Origin of the sequence: Nocardia amikacinitolerans NBRC 108937 (assembly GCF_001612615.1) — a bacterium.
Taxonomy (GTDB): domain Bacteria; phylum Actinomycetota; class Actinomycetes; order Mycobacteriales; family Mycobacteriaceae; genus Nocardia; species Nocardia amikacinitolerans.
The window spans coordinates 1-21525 of sequence record NZ_BDAU01000038.1 but is presented as its reverse complement, the minus strand read 5'-3'; the positions used below and the strand labels follow the sequence as shown (position 1 = coordinate 21525).

Here is a 21525-nt window from a genome sequence, read left to right as displayed (position 1 = left end):
GTTGCCGCGTTGGTAACAAGTGAAACGAACATAGGGCGATCCGATGACAAGCTCACCCGCCGATGGCTAACGTCGCTGACATTCCGAGGCGGGACGTGTGGGCACGCGCTGGAGAGGATTACGGGGCGCAGGCCGCACAGCCGCCTTCGACCTTCTCGAAATCGGGAGTACGCGTTGCGATTCCACAGAGTTACCGCGCTCGCCGCGGCGGTCTTGCTGGCCACGAGCCTAGGGCTGTCCGCATGTTCCACCGATGACGGAGCCGATGCCGACATCGTCACCGTCAACGGCGCCGAACCGCAGAACCCGCTGGTGCCGACCAATACCAACGAGAACATGGGCGGTCGAGTGGTCGACCGGCTCTTCGCGGGGTTGAAGTATTACGACGCCGACGGCAAGGCGCACAACGAGATGGCCGAATCGATCGAGACCACCGATCGCAAGAGCTACCGAATCACCCTGAAACCGAACTGGAAGTTCACCGACGGCACGCCCGTGACGGCCAAGTCCTTCGTCGACGCGTGGAACTACGGCGCGGTCGGCACCAACGCGCAGCTGCAGAGCTATGTCTTCTCGCCGATAGTCGGTTTCGACGAGGTGTCCGCGGAAAAGCCCACCGCGCAGACGATGTCGGGTCTGAAGGTGGTCGACGACCGCACCTTCACCATCGAGTTGAAGGCCCCCTCCATCGATTTCGAGAGCGAGCTCGGCTACGCCCCGTTCTATCCGCTGCCGGAGGCGGCGTTCAAGGATATGCAGGCGTTCGGGCAGAACCCGATCGGCAACGGCCCGTACAAGTTCGCCGACGCCGGCGCGTGGGAACACAACGTCAAGATCGATCTGGTGCCCAACCCGGACTACCAGGGCGGACGTCCGGCCAAGAACAAGGGCCTGCGGTTCGTGATGTACCAGTCCTTCGACACCGCGTACGCCGATCTGCAATCCGGCAACCTCGACGCGCTCGACACCATTCCGTCCAGCGCGCTCTCGGTGTACAAGCAGGAACTCGGTGATCGCGCGATCTCCAAGCCGGTCGCGCAGAACCAGCACATCGGCGTGCAGTCCAACGTCCCGCATTTCGCCGGCGAGGAGGGCCTGCTGCGCAGGCGCGCGATCTCGATGGCGATCAACCGGGAACAGATCTGCGAGAAGATCTTCCACGGCACCCGCATTCCGGCCCGCGATTTCACCGCGAGCACGCTGCCCGGCTTCGACGGCAACCTGCCCGGTTCCGAGGTGCTGAAGTACAACCCCGAGGAGGCCAAGCGGCTGTGGGCGCAGGCCGACGCCATCGCGCCGTGGTCGGGCCGCTACGAGATCGCCTACAACTCCGACGGCGGGCATCAGGCCTGGGTCGAGGCGGTGGCCAACAGCGTCAAGAACACCCTCGGCATCGACGCGATCGCGGTGCCCTATCCGACCTTCAAGAACATCCGCGACGAGGTGAACGCCGAGACCATCGGCAAGTCGTTCCGTTACGGCTGGCAGGGCGACTACCCGACGATGCTGCAATTCCTCACCTCGCAGTACTACAGCTACTCCGAGACCAACAACGTCAACTACGCCAACCCCGAATTCGACCGCCTGCTCGACGCCGCGCTGGCCGCGCCCACCCAGGAGGAGTCCTACCGTCTCATCGCTCAGGCGCAGGCGCTGCTCATCCGCGACATGGCCGATATACCGGTGCTGAATTACGTTGCGGCGGCAGGTCATTCGGATCGAGTCAGCAACGCGCGGCTGGCTTGGAACGGCCTGTTCGACTTCGAGAACATCGAGAAGTAGCCGCCGCGGAGGCCGGAGGGAAATATGGCTTGGTATGTCCTGCGGCGCCTGCTCCAGATGATCCCGGTGTTCCTCGGCGCGACGCTGCTCATCTACGCGATGGTCTTCCTCATCCCCGGCGACCCGATCAAGGCGCTGGCCGGTGAGAAGCCGCTCACCCCGGCCGTCGAGGCTCAGCTGCGGGCCAGGTATCACCTCGACGAGCCGTTCTTCATGCAGTACCTGCTCTATCTGAAAGGCATTCTGACCTTCGATTTCGGCACCGCCTACTCGGGCCGTCCGGTCCGCGACGAGTTGGCGCGCGCCTTTCCGATCACGATCCGGCTCGCCTTCATGGCGGTGTTCATCGAGGGCGTTTTCGGCATCGTGTTCGGTCTGATCGCGGGGTTGCGCAAGGGCAAGCTGTTCGATTCGACGATGCTGGTGGCGAGTCTGGTCATCATCGCGGTGCCGGTGTTCGTCATCGGTTATCTCGCGCAATTCCTGTTCGGGGTGAAGTGGGGTATCGCGCCGACGACCGTCAGCGGGAAGGCGAGTTTCGCGGAACTGCTGTTGCCCGCGTTCGTGCTCGGTTCGCTCTCGTTCGCCTATGTGCTGCGGCTGACGCGAAACTCGGTGGCGGAGAACATGTCCGCCGACTACGTGCGCACCGCGACCGCCAAAGGGTTGAGCAGGCGGCGCGTGGTGACCGTGCACATTCTGCGCAATTCCATGATTCCGGTGGTCACCTTCCTCGGCGCCGACCTCGGCGCGCTGATCGGTGGTGCCATCGTCACCGAGGGCATCTTCAACATCCCCGGCGTCGGCGGCACGCTGTACCAGGCGATCCAGCGGGTGGAGCCGCCGACGGTCGTCTCGTTCGTGACCGTACTGGTGGTGATCTTCCTGATCGCCAATTTGATCGTGGATCTGCTCTACGCCGCACTCGACCCGAGGATCCGCTATGCCTGAGCTGGAGAAAGACGTGAGCAGGCCCGGTCAGGAGTACTACGTCGCGCCGCCGGACGAGGTCGAGGTGCTGGCCACCGACCGCGTCGACACGTCGGGCGAGCCGACGAGCATCTGGGGCGACGCCTGGCGGCAGCTGCGGCGCAATCCGATCTTCCTCGTCGCGGTTCTGTTGATCGTGGCGGTGACGGTCGTCGTGCTGTGGCCGGGCCTGTTCACCGATCAGGATCCGCGCCGGTGCCTCGGCGACGACATCATGGCGCCCCCGCGCCCAGGGCACCCGTTCGGTTTCGACCGGCAGGGCTGCGACGTCTACACCCGCACCCTCTACGGCGCGCGCGCCTCGGTGCTGGTCGGGATCGGGGCGGCGGCGTTGTTCGTGCTGATCGGCGGCACGCTCGGCGCGCTTGCCGGGTTCTTCGGCGGAGTGCTCGACGAGATCGTCTCGCGCATCGCGGAGATCTTCTACGCCATCCCGATGGTGCTCGCCGCGATCGTCCTGCTCCAGATGCTGCGGCCCGCGACCATGTGGAACGTCGTCCTGGTGCTCGCCTCGTTCACCTGGCCGCAGGCGGCACGCATCGCGCGCGGCGCGGTCATCGAGGCCAAGAACAGCGAATATGTCACGGCGGCAAAGGCGTTGGGTGTCTCGCGGACGGGAACGCTGGTGCGGCACGTGCTGCCCAACGCGGCGGGGCCGCTCATCGTGGTCTCCACCATCTGGTTGGGAGTCTTCATCGTCGCCGAGGCGACGCTGTCGTATCTCGGTGTCGGTCTGCCGCCCGACATCGTGTCCTGGGGCGGCGACATCGCCAGGGCCAAGAACGACCTGCGGACCTCGCCGATCTTGTTCTACCCCGCCGCCGCGCTGGCCATCACGGTGCTGAGCTTCATCATGCTCGGCGACGCGGTGCGCGACGCGCTCGACCCGAAGGCGAGGAAGAGGTGAGCGCCGCGATGCCGGACCGTCCGCTGCTCGAAATCCGCGACCTGAACGTCTGTTTCAGCGCCGAGGGCAGGCAGGTGCCCGCCGTGCAGGACGTGAGCCTCGCGGTGTATCCGGGGCAGACCGTGGCGATCGTCGGGGAGTCGGGCTCCGGGAAGACCACGACCGCGCACGCCGTCATCGACCTGCTGCCCGGCACCGGGCGGGTCACGTCGGGGTCGATCGTCTTCGACGGCAAGGACCTCACCAAGGCGTCGAAGAAGGAGATCGTCGCGGTGCGCGGTCGCGGCATCGGGCTGGTGCCGCAGGACCCGATGTCCAATCTGAATCCGGTGTGGAAGGTCGGCTTTCAGGTGCGGGAGACGTTGGCGGCCAACGGGATCGCCAAAGGGTCGGCGGCGGCGAAGCGAGCCGTCGAACTGCTCGAGGAAGCCGGTATGTCCGATGCCGCACGCCGGGTGAACCAGTACCCGCACGAATTCTCCGGCGGCATGCGGCAGCGGGCGCTGATCGCGATCGGGTTGTCGTGCCGCCCCAAGCTGTTGATCGCCGACGAACCGACCTCGGCGCTCGACGTCACCGTCCAGCACCAGATTCTCGACCATCTCGATTCGCTGACCAGCGAACTGGGCACCGCCGTCCTGCTCATCACGCACGACCTCGGACTGGCCGCCGAGCGAGCCGAGCACCTGGTGGTGATGTATCGCGGGCGGGTGGTGGAATCCGGCCCCGCGCTGCGCATCCTGCGCGATCCGCAGCACACCTACACCAAGAAGCTCGTGAACTCCGCGCCCTCGCTCGCCTCGCAGCGGCTCTCGGCGGTGCGCAAGCGGATCGAGATCCGGGAGCATGCGGTGGAGGTGGCCGAACAGGGCGCCGCGGTCGAGTCGGCCGATGTGGTTGTCGCCGAGCGCCTCACGAAGGTGTTCCCGATTCGCGGTGGGGCGCCGTGGAAGTCGTCGGAGTTCCGCGCTGTCGACGAGGTGTCCTTCCGGCTGCGCCGCGGCACAACCACGGCCATCGTCGGCGAATCCGGTTCGGGCAAGTCGACCGTCGCGCAGATGGTGCTCGGCCTGCTCGCGCCGACCTCCGGCGCGGTGACCTTCGACGGACGCGACGTCGCGAAGCTGGATCGCAAGAGCGCCTTCGCTTTTCGTCGGCGCGTGCAGGCCATCTTCCAGGACCCGTACGGCTCGCTGGACCCGATGTACTCGATCTTCCGCACGATCGAGGAGCCGCTGCGCACGCACAAGATCGGCACCTCGAAAGAGCGCGCCGCGACGGTGCGTGACCTGCTCGACAAGGTTTCGCTGCCCGCATCGGTGCAGCGGCGCTATCCGAACGAGCTGTCCGGCGGTCAGCGTCAGCGGGTCGCGATCGCGCGGGCGCTTGCGTTGTCGCCCGAAGTGGTGGTCTGCGACGAGGCCGTGTCCGCGCTGGACGTGCTCGTGCAGGCGCAGATCCTGAATCTGCTCAACGACCTGCAGGCCGAGCTGGGTCTGTCGTACCTGTTCATCTCGCACGACTTGGCCGTTGTGCGCCAGATCGCCGACAACGTGCTGGTCATGCAGCAGGGCAGGGTGGTCGAGGCGGCGAGCGCCGAGGAGGTCTTCGACCATCCGCGCGAGGACTACACGCGCAGGCTGCTCGACGCGATCCCCGGGCGGGATCTGCTCGCGGGGTGAGGTGGGCGCGCAAGTAGCCTCGTCTTTCGTGACCGACCCGCTGCAGCCCCTCGTCGACCTGTCCGGCGTGCGCGACGCCGCCGACCGCGCCCGCGATGCCCTCGCCGCGGTGCACCGGCACAAGTCGAACCGCCGCGGCTGGCCGACCACAGCGGCCGAGGCGGCGGTGCGCGCGGCCCGGTCTTCGGCGGCCATCGACGGCGGCAGCACCGACCTGCCCGCGGACGGGCGGGTCGAGGATCCGATCCTGGCCGGCTCGCTGCGCGTCGGCCAGGCGCTCGACGGCGACGCCCTGCGCAACCTCACGAGCACCTGGCAGCGCGCGCCGCTCCAGGCCCTCGCCCGGCTGCACCTGCTCGCCGCCGCCGATCTGGTCTCCGACGAGGAGCTGCTCGGGCGGCCGCGCACGGATCCGGGCGTCGCCGAGCGGCTCGACCTGCTCGCGCAGACGGTGTTGACCACGAAGGCGCCCGCGCCCGTCGTCGCGGCGGTGGTGCACGGCGAGCTGCTCGCGCTGCGGCCGTTCGGCACGGCCGACGGGATCGTGGCGCGCGCGGCCTCGCGGTTGGTGTCGGTGGCAAGGGGGCTCGACCCGCACAGCCTGGGGGTGCCGGAGGTGTTCTGGTTGCGGCGCAAGCAGGCGTACGACGCCGCCGCGGCGGAATTCGGGACCGGTCGGCCGGACGCGGTCGGCGGATGGGTGATTTTCTGCTGCGGTGCGCTGGAGGACGGCGCACGGGAGGCGACGTCGATCGCGGACGCGGCGGCGGGGTAGCGGCTCGGCTTCGGTGCCGCCTGCGTTGGTCGAATGCCGCGTGCGCGGGTTCGATAGCGCGTGCGCTCGCGCGAGGTTCGGCATGGACCCCGCACATCAAAGCGGGCGGCGTTGTCGTTGACGACCTCACCGCCCGCTAGCACGGACTACCGGGTTACCAAGCGTGCTAGGTGGGTTGTGTTCTGCGGCCTCGGCGACTATTCGAACTCCGCCGGTTCATCCCCGCAACCTGTGCGAGGCCTTCGCCGTCGACAATCCGAATCTCGCAGGCCCACAACGCTTCTGCCCTTGTCGCGGCGTGCTCCGCGTGGGTGCCTGGTGTCCGTGCTGGGAAGGGTGGGATGGGAGACTGAACCTTCTCTTCCGGCTCCGCCTTGGCCTTCCGTCCTTCCGTGCCTCCTTTCTACCACTGTGAGTGGGCTCACTCAAGGGTTGAGAAAGCACTGAATTATCGGCGTGTCTGTCGGCGTTTCGTGGTTAAATGCCTGGTCGCGGCCGCCCCCGTTATCGGGTCGGCCGACCCCTCCGGCAAGTTGTCGGTTGCCCCGTTGAACAGCGCGGCGGCGGCCGTTCCGGCCCACCAGTCAATGATCAGCACCGCGCCGTCGGCCGTCACCGGCGGCGGCGCAGCAGGCGGTAACTGATGGCTCCGGCCAGCACCGCGCTGAGTCCGACGGCCGCAGTCGCGGCAAGGGTGGTGGACGAGGGCGACTGGAATCGCGCCCACAGCGAGACCGGGTTGGAGAAGGTGAGGATCGGCCAGCCGCGCGTGACCGCCTCGCGGCGTAGCGTGCGATCCGGATTCACCGCCGTCGGGTGGCCGACGGCGCTCAGCATCGGCAGATCGGTCACCGAATCGGAATAGGCGTAGCAGCGCGAGAGGTCGTAACCCTCTGTGGCGGCGAGCTTTTCGATGGCCTCGACCTTGCCCTCGCCGTAGCAGTAGAACTCGACCTCGCCGGTGTACTTGCCGTCCGCGACGACCATCCTGGTTGCCGCGGTGTGCGAGGCGCCGAGCACCTCCGCGATGGGCCCGACCATCTCCTCGCCGGAGGCCGAGACGATCACCACGTCGTGGCCCCGAATCTTGTGGTCGGCGATGAGATCGGCGGCCTCGGCGTAGATCAGCGGGTCGACCAGCTCGTGAAGTGTCTCGGCGACAATGGATTTCACCTGTTCGACGTCCCAGCCGGCGCACATCTTCGTCAGATGTTCACGCATGCGCTCCATTTGGTCGTGGTCGGCGCCGGACAGCAGGAACAGGAAGTGCGCGTAGCTGCTCTCCAGCACCGCTCTGCGGTTGAGCAGACCCTGGGCGAAGAACGGCTTGCTGAACACGAAGGTGCTCGATTTGGCGATCACCGTCTTGTCCAGATCGAAGAACGCGGCGACGCGCCCGCGTCTGCCCGGAGTGCTGTTCGCCGTCGTCGCGGCGTCCGCCCGGTGGTCGGGAACGGTTGTCTGGTCGCCCTCGGCCGTCACCCGTCCAGAATATGCACGCGATGCAAATGGCGGTGGCCGGGTCGGGTCTGCGGCGGCGGCCACGAGTTTGCCCGGGAGACGCCGGAGCGGCGGCGACGGCAAAGTTCTTCGCCGACAGACTTGCGTGACGGCCAGGGATTGGGTGTAGTATTGCTGGCACCTGGACATGGTCCAGGCGCGTTCAGCCCGACCCCCCGGGGCTGAACCCGACGGCCCCAGCCTCCTCCCCCCCCGGCTGGGGCCGTCCTCTATTTCGGGGACGGTTCACCCTTTTCGCCGGCTCGGCGGTTGTCCACAGCGGCGGAGTTATCCACATTCGGCATCTCGGGTCTTCTGGCGAGCCGTCGATTACACCACGCTGACCTGCATGGATACCGACGCCGCGCAGACCGCCCGCTCATCGCCCGCGCTCGTGCTCATCCGGGATGTCCGGCTGCGCGACGAGGTCCGCCGGGTGGCGGCGGCCGCGGAACGCCAGCTCGACGAGCGCGAGCCGCCGGTGGGCAGGCATGTCTGGTCCGGAACGCCCCTGGTGATCCTCGACACAGCGGGGGCGCGCTCGTGCGCGGCGGCCGGTTGTGCCCGGCGGGCGGGCGTCGTTCTGGTGACCGACGGGGAGCCCGAACTGTCCGATTGGCAGGCCGCGGCGGCGGTCGGAGCCGAGCGCGTCATCGCACTGCCCGCGTCCGCCGAGGGGCTTGTCGAGAAGTTTGCTGAGCACGGCGAGCGGCGTGCTTCCGACGGCATCGCCGTGGCTTTCGCGAGCGGATCCGGTGGCGCGGGTGCCTCCGTTCTCGCCGCGGCGACAGCCCTGCGCGCCGCCGCCGAAGGGTTCCGGCGCGACGTGCTGCTCGTCGACGGGGCGCCCTTCGGCGGCGGTCTCGACCTGCTGTTGGGCATAGAGAAGGCTACGGGACCACGCTGGCCGGACCTGGTCGTCGAGGACGGCAGGGTCGCGGCAGCGGCACTGCACAGCGCACTGCCGAGGGCAGCGCCGGGGCTCGGCGTGCTGTCCTGCGGCCGCGGCGGTGCCGGTAGATTGCCGGGCCGTATCGGCGCCGGCGCGGTGCGCGCGGTGATCGAAGCAGGCCGTGCCGCAGGCGATCTCGTGATTTGCGACATTTCCGGCGAACGCGGCGCGCACGCCGAGCAGATGCTCGACCGCGCGGATCTGGTGGTGTTGGTCGTGCAGGCGACACTGCGGGCGGTGGCGGCGGCGGAGTCCGTCGCGGCGTTCATCGGTCGGCGAAATCCCAACCAGGGCTTGGTGGTCCGAGGTCCGGCGCCGGGCGGTCTGCGCGGAGCCGAAGTGGCCGAGGTGCTCGATCTACCGCTGCTCGCGGCCGTGCGCGCCCAAGGGGGCCTCGCGGGTCGATTGGAACGCGGTGGGCTCCCCACCCCGCGGCGCGGACCGCTCACGGACGCGGCCGACGCGGTGCTCGCCGTGCTCGGTGCGCCGACGGTGCGGAGCGGACGATGAGCGCGCTCGTGACGGCCGAGCTGCTGGATCGCGTGCGGGAACGGCTGGCGGGCACGCCGAGCGCGCCGGAACCGGCGGCCGTGGCGGCGGCCATTCGCGCCGAAGCGGGCGGCGTGCTCGGTGATACCGACCTGCTACGGGCGTTGCGGCTGTTGCAGACCGAGATGACCGGTGCGGGCGTGCTGGAACCGCTGCTGCACGACCCACGGGTGGCGGACGTGCTGGTGACAGCGCCCGACGCGGTCTGGATCGACCGGGGGCACGGTCTGGAGAAGACCTCGGTCACCTTCCAGGACGAGGCCGCGATACGCAGGTTGGCCCAGCGGTTGGCGCTCGCGGCGGGCCGCAGACTCGACGACGCGCAGCCGTGGGTGGACGGCCGGTTGGCCGGAAGCGAAGCGGCGCTTGGTGATTCGTTCGGCGTCCGGCTGCACGCCGTGCTCGCGCCGATCGCGCACGGCGGCACCTGCCTCTCGCTGCGGGTATTGCGGCCCGCCACCCAGGGTTTGGACGCGCTCGCCAGTGCCGGCGCCGTGCCGCCGGAGGCGAAAACGCTGCTGGAGCGAATCATCCGAGCCCGGCTCGCGTTCCTGGTGGTCGGCGGCACGGGCGCGGGAAAGACGACACTGTTGTCCGGACTGCTCGCCAAGGTCGACGCCCGCGAACGGATCGTGTGCGTCGAAGACGCGGCCGAGCTCGCGCCGCCGCACCCACACGTGGTGCGCCTCGTCGCGCGCACGGCGAACGTCGAGGGCGTCGGCGTGGTCACGGTCCGCGACCTGGTGCGGCAAGCGCTGCGCATGCGACCGGACCGAATCGTCGTCGGCGAGGTGCGCGGAGCCGAAGTGGTCGACCTGCTGACCGCGTTGAACACCGGCCACGACGGCGGCGCGGGCACCGTCCACGCGAACTCCCCGCGCGAAGTGCCCGCCCGGCTGGAAGCCCTCGCGGCACTCGGCGGCATGGACCGCGCCGCCCTGCACAGCCAACTCGCCGCCGCGATCCAGGTGGTGCTGCATGTGGAGCGCCGTGCGGACGGTTCGCGTGGACTCCGGGAGATCGGGGTGCTCGACCGTGCGGAGAACGGGAACGTGCGGATCGCCGCCGCTTGGCGGTCGGATGGTGGGGCGGTGCCGGGGGCAGGAGAGCTGGAAGGTCTTCTGGCGGAACGGGTTGGACGATGAGGGCGGCGACCAGTTGTGTGGCGGTTGTGCTGGCCGGTCTCGCGAGGGCGGACCTTCTGGCCCGGCGGGTCCGGGCGATGGCGGCGATATCGGGCGCGGCAGCTGCGCGGACTGGGTTCGCGACGGCGGGATTGCCCGAGGGGCGGGTTCGGCGATGACAGCGGCGATGTTGTGCCTTGCGCTCGCGGTGCTGCTCTTGCCCGGCGCGGGTGCGAGACGGCGGCTGCGCGGACTGTTCTCGATAGATGGGGCGCGAAAGCCGGACTACAGCAACGTTGTTCGCTTCTCCGTGGTTGTGGGCGTGGTTTCCACGGTGCTGTTGGATGCCGGGACCTTCCTCGCCACCGCGCTGCTGGCGGGCACCGTGGGGCTGCGTAGGCGCCGGGCTCGCGGCGACCGGCACCGTGCCGCGGAGTGCGCCCACCTTCTCGACGCGCTCGAGGCGGTCATCGGCGAGCTGCGAGTCGGCGCGCACCCGAGCGCGGCCGCGGACGTCGCCGCTCGGGAATCGCGCGGAGCGGCGGCCCGCGCTTTCGCGGTCAGCGCCGCCCGCAGCAAGCTGGGCGGGTCCGCCGCCGACGGCCTGCGCGACCCGGACGCCGTCATCGGAACCGAACTCGCTCGCCTCGCCGACGCGTGGCGGATCGCCGAAGACCACGGCTTGGCGCTGGCCGAACTGTTGACGGCCGCCCGGGCAGACCTGCGGGGCCGCATCCGTTTTCGTGCTCGCGCCACCGCCGCTCTCGCGGGTGCTCGCGCCACGGCCACGGTCCTCTCCACGCTCCCGCTGCTGGGACTGGCCTTGGGGCAGCTCATGGGAGCCGACCCGCTACGGGTCCTCTTCGCCTCCCCTGCGGGAAGTCTGCTGCTCCCTCTGGGCGTGGGCTTCGCCTGCGCAGGACTGCTGTGGAGCGATGCGATCACGCGAAAGGTGCTGGTGTGACCAGGCGCGCCGGATCAGCGGCGCGATCGAGGCTTCGTCGGCCTCGAAGTGGTGAGCGGATAGTTGCGAATCTGGTTCGGCGGGAAGGGGTTCGGCATGGCGGTCGAGACCGGTATGGCGACGTTGGCATTGGCGGGAGCCTTCGCGTTGTGGCCGGGGCGTGTCGGCGTCAGTCGGCGACTGCGGGTCTTGGAGCCAGTGGGGCGGGCGACGAGCGCGAAACCGAAGAAGCCCGGCGTGGGCGATCCGCTCGATGTCGCCTCGGTATTCGACCTGCTGGCCGCGTGCCTGCGCGCGGGACTTCCGATGGCGGGCGCGGCGCGAGCGGTGGCCGCCGGAGCGCCGCGGACGGTCGCCGCCGCACTGTGCACAGCCGCGGACCTGCTGGCGCTCGGATCGGAGCCGAACGCGGCGTGGGAGCGAGCGGCGCGGGAAGCGGAGGGACGGCCGGGCGCCGCCGAGATCGACTCGCTGGCCCGGATGGCACGACGTTCGGCGCGCTCGGGCGCGTCGCTGGCGGTGGCCGTCGGAGAACTCGCCGACCAGCACCGCGGCGCGGTCGAGGATGCGGCGGCGGCCCGAGCGGAACGCGCAGGCGTACTGATCGGCGGCCCGCTCGGCCTGTGCTTCCTGCCCGCGTTCCTTTGCCTGGGCATCGTGCCCGTGGTGATCGGTCTGGCGGGGCGGGTCTTGGATGGCGGTCTCCTATGAATGAGCACCGCCTCGCCGATCGGCAGCAGTCTTACCCGCGCGGAGGGACCGCGCGGGCCGAAGGGAAAGGGGAGATCGGTGCGAATCGACAAACCGACGGATCGCGCGCCGCGACGAGTCGGCGGCCCACTGCTTGCCGCGCGGTGGGCTCGCGCCCACGCGGCCGTACGGGATTCGACGGCCGAAGCGGTCCGCGCACTGCGCGGTTCCACGACGGACACGGCGAGCCCACCAGCAAGCTCGATCCGGCGGGTCGCTCGAACAACGGGCATTCGCTTGGCCAGGATCCGTGTGAAGTCGCGCAAGAAAGCGGCACATCGCGCGGACCCGACGAGTCGACGCACGGCGCCTGCGAACGCCGCGGTCGCCGTGCGGCACGAGGCGGTGCCACCGAGAGCCGAAGCGAGTACGACTGTTTCGAGGTTTCACCCCCGCCAGCTGTGGACTCGCGCACGCGAGGCGATCGCGCGACTCCAACTCCGCACGATCCGAGCAGCCGCCGCCGAAGACGGCATGAGCACAGCCGAATACGCCATCGGCACGATCGCCGCGGCAGCTTTCGGCGCGGTGCTCTACGGGGTAGTGACCGGCGATTCGATCGTCGACGCGCTGACACGGATCATCGACCGCGCCCTGAACACCACGGTGTAGCGACGGGCTCCGCGCGGCTTTGCGCTGTGCTGGCGGCTGCTGCGCGGCGCTTCACTGTGTTGGCGTGTGTCGTGCTCGGTCCGGCTGTAGTTGGTGCAGTGTGGCGCTCGACCCTGGTGGCTGCTGGGTGGCGGTTCACCGTGTTGGCGGGTGTTGTGCCGAGTTCAACGGTGCTTGGTGCAGCGCAACACTTCGCCAGGGCGACTGCTGCACGCCGCTTGGCCGGGGCGGGTGTTGCACGGCGCTTGGCCGGGGCGGGTGTTGCGCGGTGTCCGGCTGTGGTGGGTGTTGCGCGGTGTCCGGCTGTGGTGGGTGCGGCGCGGTGCTTGTCCGGGGCGGCTGCTGCGCGGTGCTTCACGGTGGCGGGTGTTGCGTGGCGTTCGGTTGTGGTGGTGGGTGCCGTCCGGCGCTTCGCCGGGGTGACTGTTGCCCGGTGCTTGGCCGTGGCGGGTGTTGCGTGGCGTTCGGTTGTGGTGGTGGGTGCCGTCCGGCGCTACGCCGGGGTGACTGTTGCCCGGTGCTTAGCCGTGACGGGTGTTGTGTGGCCATCGGCTGTGGTGGTGGGTGCAGTGCGGCACTTGACCGCGGCGGCTGCTGTGCAGTGCTTCACCGTGAGGGCGGGTGTCGCGAGGCGTTCCACCGTCGCGGCCAGTGCCGCGCTGCCCTTCACCGTGGCAGTGCGCCCTCTGCGGTGCCCCACTGTGTCGGCGGGCGCTGCGTGTCGCTCCACTGTCCCGGCGGGCGCCGCGCCACGTCATGGATCGGTGCGGATGGCAGACGATCGCGGTGCCGTCACGGTGGAGGCGGCGATCGCGCTCGGGTCCCTCATGGTCGCGGTGATGGCCTGTCTCGGAGCACTGCTAGCGGCGTCGACGCAGGTCCGCTGCGTCGACGCCGCCCGTGAAGCAGCACGCTTGGCGGCGCGCGGCGACGAACCCAACGCCGTCACCACCGCCAGGCAGGTCGCCCCGCCGAACGCCACCATCTCGCTCCGCACGGAAGGCGCTCACGTCGTAGCGGTCGTCTCCGCGCGAACACCCCTCCTTCCCCTCGAGCTACACGCAGAGGCCGTGGCGGCCCTGGAACCGGAGGTGACGCGGTGAACCGTAGATCCGGATCGCCGATGCAACGGCGCGGCAGTGTCGGCAGGGAGGAATGGCGAGCCCGCAGGCGATGGGAACCACGGGCCGCCCGGCCGGGACGTGGGCGAGGGAGTCACCGGGCCGGATGGCCGGAACGCGGGTGCGAGGGCCACCCGCAGCGGTTGGGCTGTGGGCGATGGAAGTGGGGAGTGGGGCGACCGGGGTGTGGGCAAGGGGAGTGGGGTGGGGCGACGGTGTTCGCATGCGTGGCGTTGGTGGGGTTGATTGCGGCGGCATTGTCGATCGGGCAGGTAGGGGCGGTGGTGGTGGCGCGGCATCGGGCGCAGGCGGGGGCGGATCTGGCGGCGCTCGCGGCGGCCGGGGCTTTGGACGGAGGGGTCGAGGCGGGGTGCGCGGCGGGGGAGAAGGTGGCGCGGCGGATGGGTGCGCGGATTAGTGAGTGTCGGGTCGACGGATGGGATGCGACGGTGACAGTGGCGCGAAATGTACCAATGGGTCTGTTCGGTGCGCGGACAGTGCACGCGATCGCGCGGGCGGGTCCGGTCGAAGAAGAAGAGTGACCGGTACGTACTAACACTCGCCAGTGTTTGTTCGCCTCGAATGGGCGATAGGATTAATCGAACAATTACGATGCGATATCTATTTCCCGCGCGAGTGCGGAATATTCCGGCTCTGAATCCGCACGTCGAGCGCCGAAGCCCACGGCAATACCTCAGTTAACATGAATCTAATCCTTTTTATTCAGCCCGCCGACACCACTGCGTCTGGTGGGGAGGAAGAGGCTGATGGAGGCAGCCGACGCCCGGTGACCGCCGCCAGGATGGCGGTCCGGTCACGCTCGGAGGACGCGGCTGTCACGAACTGAAATCGGCACCGTGACCTGGGCGAACGGAACCTCCGGGTCGGTCGTTCAGCTCGGCGAGGACGGCGGTCAACAGGCGGGCGGCGGCCCCCTTGTCGAGCGGGTGGTTGCCGTTGCCGCACTTGGGTGACTGCACGCACGACGGGCAGCCCTCCGCGCACGCGCAAGACTCGATGGCCGACAGCGTCGCCGAGAGCCAGCGGTGCAGCTGGGCGAACCCGCGCTCGGCGAAGCCCGCCCCGCCGGGCTGGCCGTCGTAGACGAACACGGTGGGCAGGCCGGTGTCCGGGTGCTCCGCGGTCGAGACTCCGCCGATGTCCCATCGGTCGCAGGTCGCGACGAGGGGCAGCAGGCCGATGGCGGCGTGCTCGGCGGCGTGCAGCGCGCCAGGCACCTGCCGCGGGTCGATGCCGGCGGTGGTCAGGAGCGCGGGTGTGACGGTGTAGAGCACGGCTCGGGTTGGGAGGGTCTGCGGCGGCAGGTCCAGTTCGACCAGGTCGAGGACCTCGCCGGTGGGCAGCGTGCGCAGATAGCCGATCACCTGGCTGGTCACGGTGACCTGCGCCAACGCGCTGGTCACCGCCCCGTGTCTGTGCTGCTCGGTGAACGCGTCGACCGCGATGTTGGTGACCTGCCGCGCGCTGGTCGTCCACCCGGGTTCGGCCGCGTGCACGAACGCCACGCCGCCCTCCAGGTCGAGCTCGTCCACCACATAGGTTTCGCCTTGGTGCAGGTGGACGGCGCCTTGGTGCAGCGTCGCCGGGGCGCGTCCGGCATCGGCGGTGCCGAGCAGCCTGCCGGTCTCGCCGTCCACGATGGCGACCGGCGCGCCGATGCCGCCGCGCACGTCGACGTTGTCGTGCGGGTGCGCGTCCGCGGTGACGTACCAGCGGCCGGCACCGTCTTGACCTGCGACGCGGCGCCGGATGAGGCCTTCGGCGGCCAAGTCGGCGAGCACTTCGGCGGCACCGAGTTCATCGACTTCGGCATCGGTGAGCGGCAACTCGAGCGCCGCGCACAGCAGCTGCGGGCCCAATACATAGGGATTGCGCGGATCGGTGATAGTGGCCTCGACCGGCTTGTCCAGCAGCGCCTCTGGATGGTGGACGAGGTACGTGTCCAGCGGATCGTCCCTGGCCACGAGCACGACGAGCGAACCATGGGTGCGCCGACCCGCGCGGCCCGCCTGCTGCCAGAAGGAGGCGACGGTGCCGGGAAAACCCGAGATCACCACCGCGTCCAGGCCCGCGATGTCCACGCCGAGTTCCAGTGCGTTGGTGCTGGCCGCGCCGAGCAGGGAACCGTCGGAGAGTGCGGTCTCCAGGTCGCGGCGATCTTCGGCGAGGTATCCGGCGCGGTAGGCGGCGACCCGCTCGGCGAGGGTCGGATCCACCTCCGTGAGCAGCCGCCGGGCTTCCATCGCGGTGAGTTCGGCGCCTCGCCTGGACCGGACGAAGGTCAGCGTCCGCGCGCCCTCGACCACCAGGTCGGCCATGATCCGTGCCGCCTCCGACGTCGCCGAGCGGCGAACCGGCGCACCGTTCTCGCCGGTCAGGGTCGTGAGCAGGGGCGGCTCCCACAGCGCGACGGTGCGCGGGCCCTGCGGCGAGCCGTCCTCGGTCACGGCGACGCAGGGCGCGCCGATCAGGCGGGACGCCGCGGCCGCTGGCTCGGCGGTGGTCGCCGAGCACAAGATGAATACCGGATCGGCGCCGTAGCGGGCCGCGATCCGCCGCAGCCTGCGCAGGACCAGCGCGACGTGCGAGCCGAAGACGCCCCGATAGGCATGGCATTCGTCGACGACCACGTAGCGCAGCCTGCGGAAGACCCGGGCCCAGCGTTGGTGTGAGCGCAGCATTCCGACGTGCAGCATGTCCGGATTGGTGAAGATCCACCGCGCGTTCGCCCTGACCCACTGCCGGATCTCGGCGGGAGTGTCGCCGTCGTAGGTCGCCGGATGCACATCCCGCAGCGGACCCTCGTGGGTAAGCGTGCCGACCGCGCGCAGCTGGTCGGCGCCGAGCGCCTTGGTCGGCGAGATGTATAGGGCGGTGGCCTTCGGGTCCGCCAAGAGCGCCGTGAGCACCGGCAATTGATAGCCGAGCGATTTACCGGACGCGGTGCCCGTGCTCACCACGACGTGCCGTCCAGCGGCGGCCAGTTCCGCGGTCTTGGTCTGATGCGTCCATGGCGCGTCGATTCCGCAGGCGCGCAGGGCTTCGACGACGTCGCGAGCGGCCCATTCCGGCCACTCCGTGACGCCCGCGACCCGCGCCGGAAGCTCTACGACATGGGTCAGGCGTGGGTCGCCGTCGAGTCCGCCACTTTGGACACGATTCAGCAACGATCGCCCGTAGCTGACGGCGCTCCCGGGCTCGGTTCGGGCCGCCTGGTGGGTCGGATTCACGATCCCGCGACTCCGACACGCGAGGAAAGTGTGAAACGTGTGCGAGTGGGAAGCTCCACCAGCCATTTCGATACCAAATAGCGACCTGGATCACATCTGGTTTGCCAGATGCTGTCCCGGTTATCCAGGGGCAAACGAACCTGAAGTACGGATTCGAGCATTGTGTCCCTCACCTGCACATTCGCAAGATCAACTTTTTTGCAAATTGTCGGTAACTCGACTGTTGAATTGCTCGAAGACATGGTTCACTGGTTCCTGGTCGCAAGCTTCTGTGTTCGAGGGACGGATCCAAAGTCCAAACCGTCAGCAGGATCGATGTTGCGAACGGTGTGCTTGGTGCTTTCCTGCAGGGGGAACCAAGAGTACAGCGGTCGGAACGGACCCGGTGGACGAACCCAGTTGTCCGCCGTTCCGGTAAGAAAAGAGAAGGAACAGAATGGCACAGGGAACTGTGAAGTGGTTCAACGCGGAGAAGGGGTTCGGCTTCATCGCGCCCGAGGACGGCTCCGCTGACGTCTTCGTCCACTACTCCGAGATCCAGGGGTCGGGCTTCCGCACCCTCGAGGAGAACCAGAAGGTCGAGTTCGAGGTTGGCCAGGGCACCAAGGGCCCCCAGGCCACCGGAGTTCGCGCGCTCAGCTGAGCGACGCTCAATACACAGCACGTCCCCCACCACCGGTGAGCCGGAGGTGGGGGACGAGCTATATCCGGGGTAGGTCGGAAACGGCGGTCCGTGAAAAATATGAACTAAATGCGCTGCTGCCGGCCGGTGACGGCTCCGCGGGCCGCGTTGCTCGAACGATGCCGGTTCACGAGCTTCCAATCGGTTTCCGGAGTGGGCGCGCATAGCTGAGCGGGGGTCGTTCCAGACGGCAAAACCGCAGCGTGCGGCACCTGAATGGCCCCGAGGGCTCGTACCTCAGCCCACCGCGGCCGGAGAAACAGCCGACCCCAGCGACGACGCTGCCGCAGTACCAACACGCGTCGCAATCAGCTGACCCTGGTCAGCCACGGAGTCCGCCCGAATTCGAGCCACGATCACGCACCCCGATCATCAACCGAGCGGCCGTCCACGCGCACGGCATCGGCGAGAGCCTGACGCCCGCGAACAGACCTTCGCGCACTCTGTCGCGAACACAACTCCGGCGGCGAGCGGACCTGATCCCGAATCATCCAGCTCGAAAGCTCCCCAGCGGCGAAGCCCCTTGCCGTCCACAGCGATTGGCGCACGCCCAAACACATCCAACCCGCCCCCGCACTCCGTATATATCGGCAACAACCCCAACATTCCACCCCCACCAACCACCCCCGGGGCGAGCCTTACGAGCCCGATCGCGGCCGTCTCGCTTCCGAGCGGTCGAAGCGCATGCGACGCAGGCACGACTCTCGACCGCTCGGAAGCGAGACATATAGGGACGCGAACACGCGCGCGCCAGCGTGCCGAACAACAGGGCATACTGATCGGCAACGATCACGTACGCTCAGTGGTTCGGGTCGCAAGCACTCGACCACAACCAGCGTCAAGGTATAAACGTGACTGGTAGCGATGTCAGCGTCGCCGCCGCTTGCCCCAAACCGCGCACAAACGCGCACCAGCGCGTCGCGCGGGTCGAGAAGGAAAGGTTATTCGCCGGTGGCAACACGAGACCGCGGTGCAGCCGACCAGGGCCGTCCCCTGCGTCGTCTCGTGATCGTCGAGTCCCCGACCAAGGCCCGCAAGATCGCGCCCTACCTGGGCCGCAACTACACGGTCGAGGCCTCGGTCGGCCACATTCGGGATTTGCCGCGCGGAGCGGCGGACGTGCCCGCCAAGTACAAGGGGCAGCCGTGGGCGCGCCTCGGCGTGGATGTGGACAACGATTTCGAGCCCATCTATGTGGTGAGCCCGGATAAGAAGGCCAAGGTCACCGAGCTCAAGAGCCTGTTGAAGGACGCGGACGAGCTCTACCTCGCCACCGACCCCGACCGCGAGGGCGAGGCCATCGCCTGGCATCTGCTGGAGACGCTGAAGCCGAAGGTGCCGGTGCGCCGGATGGTGTTCCACGAGATCACCGAGCCCGCCATCCAGGCCGCGGCGGCGGACACCCGCGAGCTGGATCCGGATCTGGTCGACGCGCAGGAGACCCGGCGTATCCTTGACCGGCTGTACGGCTACGAGGTCAGCCCGGTGCTGTGGAAGAAGGTCATGCCGCGGTTGTCGGCGGGCCGGGTGCAGTCCGTGGCGACCCGCGTGATCGTCCAGCGCGAGCGGGAGCGGATGCAGTTCCGTTCCGCGGAGTACTGGGATATCGCGGCCAAGCTGGACGCAGGTACCGGCGAGGCGGACGCCTCGAATCCGCGAACCTTCGGCGCGCGGCTGGTGAACGTCGACGGCGCGCGGGTCGCGACCGGCCGGGATTTCGGGTCCGACGGGCAGCTCAAGTCGACCAACGGCGTGATCGTCCTGGACGAGGGTTACGCGCGGCGGCTGGCGGAGGCGCTCGACGGCGTGGATCTGGTGGTGTCCTCGGCGGAGGCCAAGCCGTACAGCCGCAAGCCGTACGCACCGTTCATGACGTCCACCCTGCAGCAGGAGGCGGGCCGCAAGCTGCGTTTCACCTCCGAGCGGACCATGCGGGTGGCGCAGCGGCTGTACGAGAACGGCTACATCACCTACATGCGTACCGACTCGACCACGCTGTCGGAGTCGGCGATCGCCGCGGCCCGCTCGCAGGCGACCCAGCTCTACGGCGCGGAGTACGTGCACCCCACGCCGCGTCAGTACACCCGCAAGGTGAAGAACGCGCAGGAGGCGCACGAGGCGATCCGCCCCGCCGGCGACACTTTCGCCACGCCGGGCCAACTGCACGCGCGCCTCGACAACGACGAGTTCCGCCTGTACGAGCTGATCTGGCAGCGCACCGTCGCTTCGCAGATGGCCGACGCGCGCGGCACCACGCTGACGTTGCGCATCACCGGTGTCGCGGGCACCGGCGAGGAGTGCGTGTTCTCCGCGTCGGGTCGCACGATCACCTTCCCAGGCTTCCTCAAGGCGTACGTGGAAAGCGTGGACGAGGAGGCGGGCGGTCAGTCCGACGACGCCGAGTCCCGGCTTCCCGCACTGGAAGAGGGTCAGGGCGTCACCGCCGTCGAGCTGAATCCCGATGGGCACAGCACGAATCCGCCCGCGCGCTACACCGAGGCCTCGCTGATCAAGACGCTCGAAGAACTCGGCATCGGCCGTCCTTCGACGTATTCCTCGATCATCAAGACGATCCTGGACCGCGGATACGTGTACAAGCGCGGCAGCGCGCTGGTGCCGTCGTGGGTGGCGTTCGCGGTGGTCGGTCTGTTGGAGGCGTACTTCGGCAGGTTGGTCGACTTCGACTTCACCGCGGCCATGGAAGACGACCTCGACGCCATCGCGGGCGGCCGCGAGCAGCGCGGAAATTGGTTGTCCAGCTTCTACTTCGGCGGCGATCACGGCGTCGAGGGTTCGGTCGCGCGTTCCGGCGGGTTGAAGAAGATGGTCGGCGAGCAGCTCGACGACATCGACGCCCGCGAGGTCAACTCGATCAAGCTCTTCACCGACGACCAGGGCCGCGACGTGGTGGTCCGGGTCGGCCGTTTCGGTCCGTACCTGGAGCGCATGGTCGTCAATCCCGATGACCCCGAGGGTGATCCGATCTCGCAGCGGGCCAACCTGCCCGACGATCTGCCGCCCGACGAGCTGACGGCCGAGGCCGCCGAGAAGCTGTTCGCGACACCGCAGGAAGGTCGCAGTCTCGGCGTCGATCCGGAGACCGGGAACGAAATCGTCGCCAAGGAAGGGCGTTTCGGTCCGTACGTCACCGAGATCCTGCCCGAGCCCGCCGCCGAGGAGACGCCCGCCAAGAAGACCGCGAAGAAGGCGGCCGCGCCCAAGCCGCGCACCGGTTCACTGTTCAAGTCCATGGACTTGGCCACGATCACCCTCGAGGACGCGCTCAAACTGCTGTCGCTGCCGCGGGTGGTCGGCGCGGATCCGGCCTCCGGCGAGGAGATCACGGCGCAGAACGGCCGCTACGGCCCGTACTTGAAGAAGGGCACCGACTCGCGGTCGCTGGCGTCGGAGGATCAGATCTTCACCGTCTCGCTGGACGAGGCGCTGAAGATCTACGCCGAGCCGAAGCGCCGCGGCAGGCAGGCCGCGAGCGCGGCGCCGCTGCGTGAGCTCGGCAACGACGCCGCGACCGGCAAGCCGATGGTGATCAAGGACGGCCGCTTCGGTCCGTACGTCACCGACGGTGAGACCAACGCCAGCCTGCGCAAGGGTGACGAGGTCGAGACCATCACCGACGAGCGCGCCTCGGAGCTGCTCGCCGATCGACGCGCTCGCGGGCCGGTGAAGAAGACGGCCAAGAAGACCGCGGCGAAGAAGACGACCGCCGCGAAGAAGACCGCGGCCAAGAAGACGGCCACGGCGAAGAAGACCACCGCCAAGAAGACGACCGCCGCGAAGAAGGCCCCGGCCAAGAAGACGGCCGCCGAGAAGTCCTGAGCATCGGCCACGGTTGGGCTAGCCTCGGGCGATACGACGTACCGGGG

General features: G+C 68.8%; 17 protein-coding genes. 15 read left to right on the top strand and 2 right to left on the bottom strand.

The genetic code is table 11. The features are described from left to right. The first annotated feature begins 174 nt into the window (after positions 1-174). The 5 genes from NAM01S_RS26450 to NAM01S_RS26430 are packed head-to-tail and all read left to right on the top strand — an operon-like array spanning position 175 to position 6136. On the top strand, positions 175-1782 hold the full coding sequence (locus NAM01S_RS26450) for a peptide ABC transporter substrate-binding protein (RefSeq protein ID WP_253799187.1): 1608 nt from the start codon (positions 175-177) through the stop codon (positions 1780-1782). Positions 1783-1806: 24 nt separating this feature from the next. After that, on the top strand, positions 1807-2733 hold the full coding sequence (locus NAM01S_RS26445) for an ABC transporter permease (RefSeq protein ID WP_067790179.1): 927 nt from the start codon (positions 1807-1809) through the stop codon (positions 2731-2733). Beyond that, on the top strand, positions 2726-3679 hold the full coding sequence (locus tag NAM01S_RS26440; RefSeq protein WP_067790176.1) for an ABC transporter permease: 954 nt from the start codon (positions 2726-2728) through the stop codon (positions 3677-3679). The genes NAM01S_RS26445 and NAM01S_RS26440 overlap by 8 nt, the downstream gene beginning before the upstream one ends. A gap of 8 nt (positions 3680-3687) precedes the next feature. Continuing rightward, positions 3688-5361 carry a dipeptide ABC transporter ATP-binding protein gene (locus NAM01S_RS26435; RefSeq protein WP_067790322.1) on the top strand — a complete coding sequence of 558 codons (1674 nt, stop codon included), beginning with the start codon at positions 3688-3690 and terminating at the stop codon, positions 5359-5361. 28 nt (positions 5362-5389) lie between these two features. Then, a complete protein-coding gene (locus NAM01S_RS26430) occupies positions 5390-6136 on the top strand; it encodes a Fic family protein (protein ID WP_067790319.1) in 747 nt (248 codons plus the stop codon). Between the two features lie 612 nt (positions 6137-6748). Here the strand turns inward: NAM01S_RS26430 and NAM01S_RS26425 are convergent. Next, on the bottom strand, positions 6749-7618 hold the full coding sequence (locus NAM01S_RS26425) for an HAD family hydrolase (protein WP_174554866.1): 870 nt from the start codon (positions 7616-7618) through the stop codon (positions 6749-6751). Positions 7619-7985: 367 nt separating this feature from the next. On the opposite strand from NAM01S_RS26425, the gene ssd reads away from it, so the two are divergent. From ssd to NAM01S_RS26390, 8 genes are all read left to right on the top strand, one after another. Beyond that, entirely contained in the window at positions 7986-9098 is a 1113-nt protein-coding gene (ssd, locus tag NAM01S_RS26420) for a septum site-determining protein Ssd (RefSeq protein WP_067790174.1), read from the top strand. After that, positions 9095-10282 carry a TadA family conjugal transfer-associated ATPase gene (locus NAM01S_RS26415; protein ID WP_067790171.1) on the top strand — a complete coding sequence of 396 codons (1188 nt, stop codon included), beginning with the start codon at positions 9095-9097 and terminating at the stop codon, positions 10280-10282. Before ssd ends, NAM01S_RS26415 begins: the two co-directional genes overlap by 4 nt. A gap of 154 nt (positions 10283-10436) precedes the next feature. Further along, positions 10437-11225, top strand: coding sequence for a type II secretion system F family protein (locus NAM01S_RS26410; RefSeq protein ID WP_067790168.1), 789 nt, complete (start codon positions 10437-10439; stop codon positions 11223-11225). 96 nt (positions 11226-11321) lie between these two features. Beyond that, positions 11322-11936: a type II secretion system F family protein gene (locus NAM01S_RS26405; RefSeq protein WP_067790313.1), complete on the top strand. Its 615-nt coding sequence runs from the start codon at positions 11322-11324 to the stop codon at positions 11934-11936. Positions 11937-12398: 462 nt separating this feature from the next. Continuing rightward, positions 12399-12587, top strand: coding sequence for a DUF4244 domain-containing protein (locus tag NAM01S_RS26400; protein WP_245910546.1), 189 nt, complete (start codon positions 12399-12401; stop codon positions 12585-12587). A 177-nt stretch (positions 12588-12764) separates the two neighbouring features. After that, on the top strand, positions 12765-13010 hold the full coding sequence (locus tag NAM01S_RS35340; protein WP_157107915.1) for a hypothetical protein: 246 nt from the start codon (positions 12765-12767) through the stop codon (positions 13008-13010). 347 nt (positions 13011-13357) lie between these two features. Beyond that, entirely contained in the window at positions 13358-13690 is a 333-nt protein-coding gene (locus tag NAM01S_RS26395) for a TadE family type IV pilus minor pilin (protein ID WP_067790165.1), read from the top strand. Positions 13691-13878: 188 nt separating this feature from the next. Continuing rightward, a complete protein-coding gene (locus NAM01S_RS26390) occupies positions 13879-14250 on the top strand; it encodes an Rv3654c family TadE-like protein (RefSeq protein ID WP_084483322.1) in 372 nt (123 codons plus the stop codon). A 294-nt stretch (positions 14251-14544) separates the two neighbouring features. Here the strand turns inward: NAM01S_RS26390 and sftH are convergent, their stop codons facing one another. Further along, positions 14545-16896: a DEAD/DEAH box helicase gene (sftH, locus tag NAM01S_RS26385; RefSeq protein WP_253799193.1), complete on the bottom strand. Its 2352-nt coding sequence runs from the start codon at positions 16894-16896 to the stop codon at positions 14545-14547. A 499-nt stretch (positions 16897-17395) separates the two neighbouring features. On the opposite strand from sftH, the gene NAM01S_RS26380 reads away from it, so the two are divergent. Both NAM01S_RS26380 and topA read left to right on the top strand, forming a co-directional pair. After that, the gene (locus NAM01S_RS26380; protein ID WP_011206895.1) at positions 17396-17602 is read left to right on the top strand and encodes a cold-shock protein; all 207 of its coding nucleotides are present in this window, start codon (positions 17396-17398) and stop codon (positions 17600-17602) included. A gap of 1044 nt (positions 17603-18646) precedes the next feature. Further along, on the top strand, positions 18647-21478 hold the full coding sequence (gene topA, locus NAM01S_RS26375; RefSeq protein WP_372511716.1) for a type I DNA topoisomerase: 2832 nt from the start codon (positions 18647-18649) through the stop codon (positions 21476-21478). Positions 21479-21525: the final 47 nt, after the last annotated feature.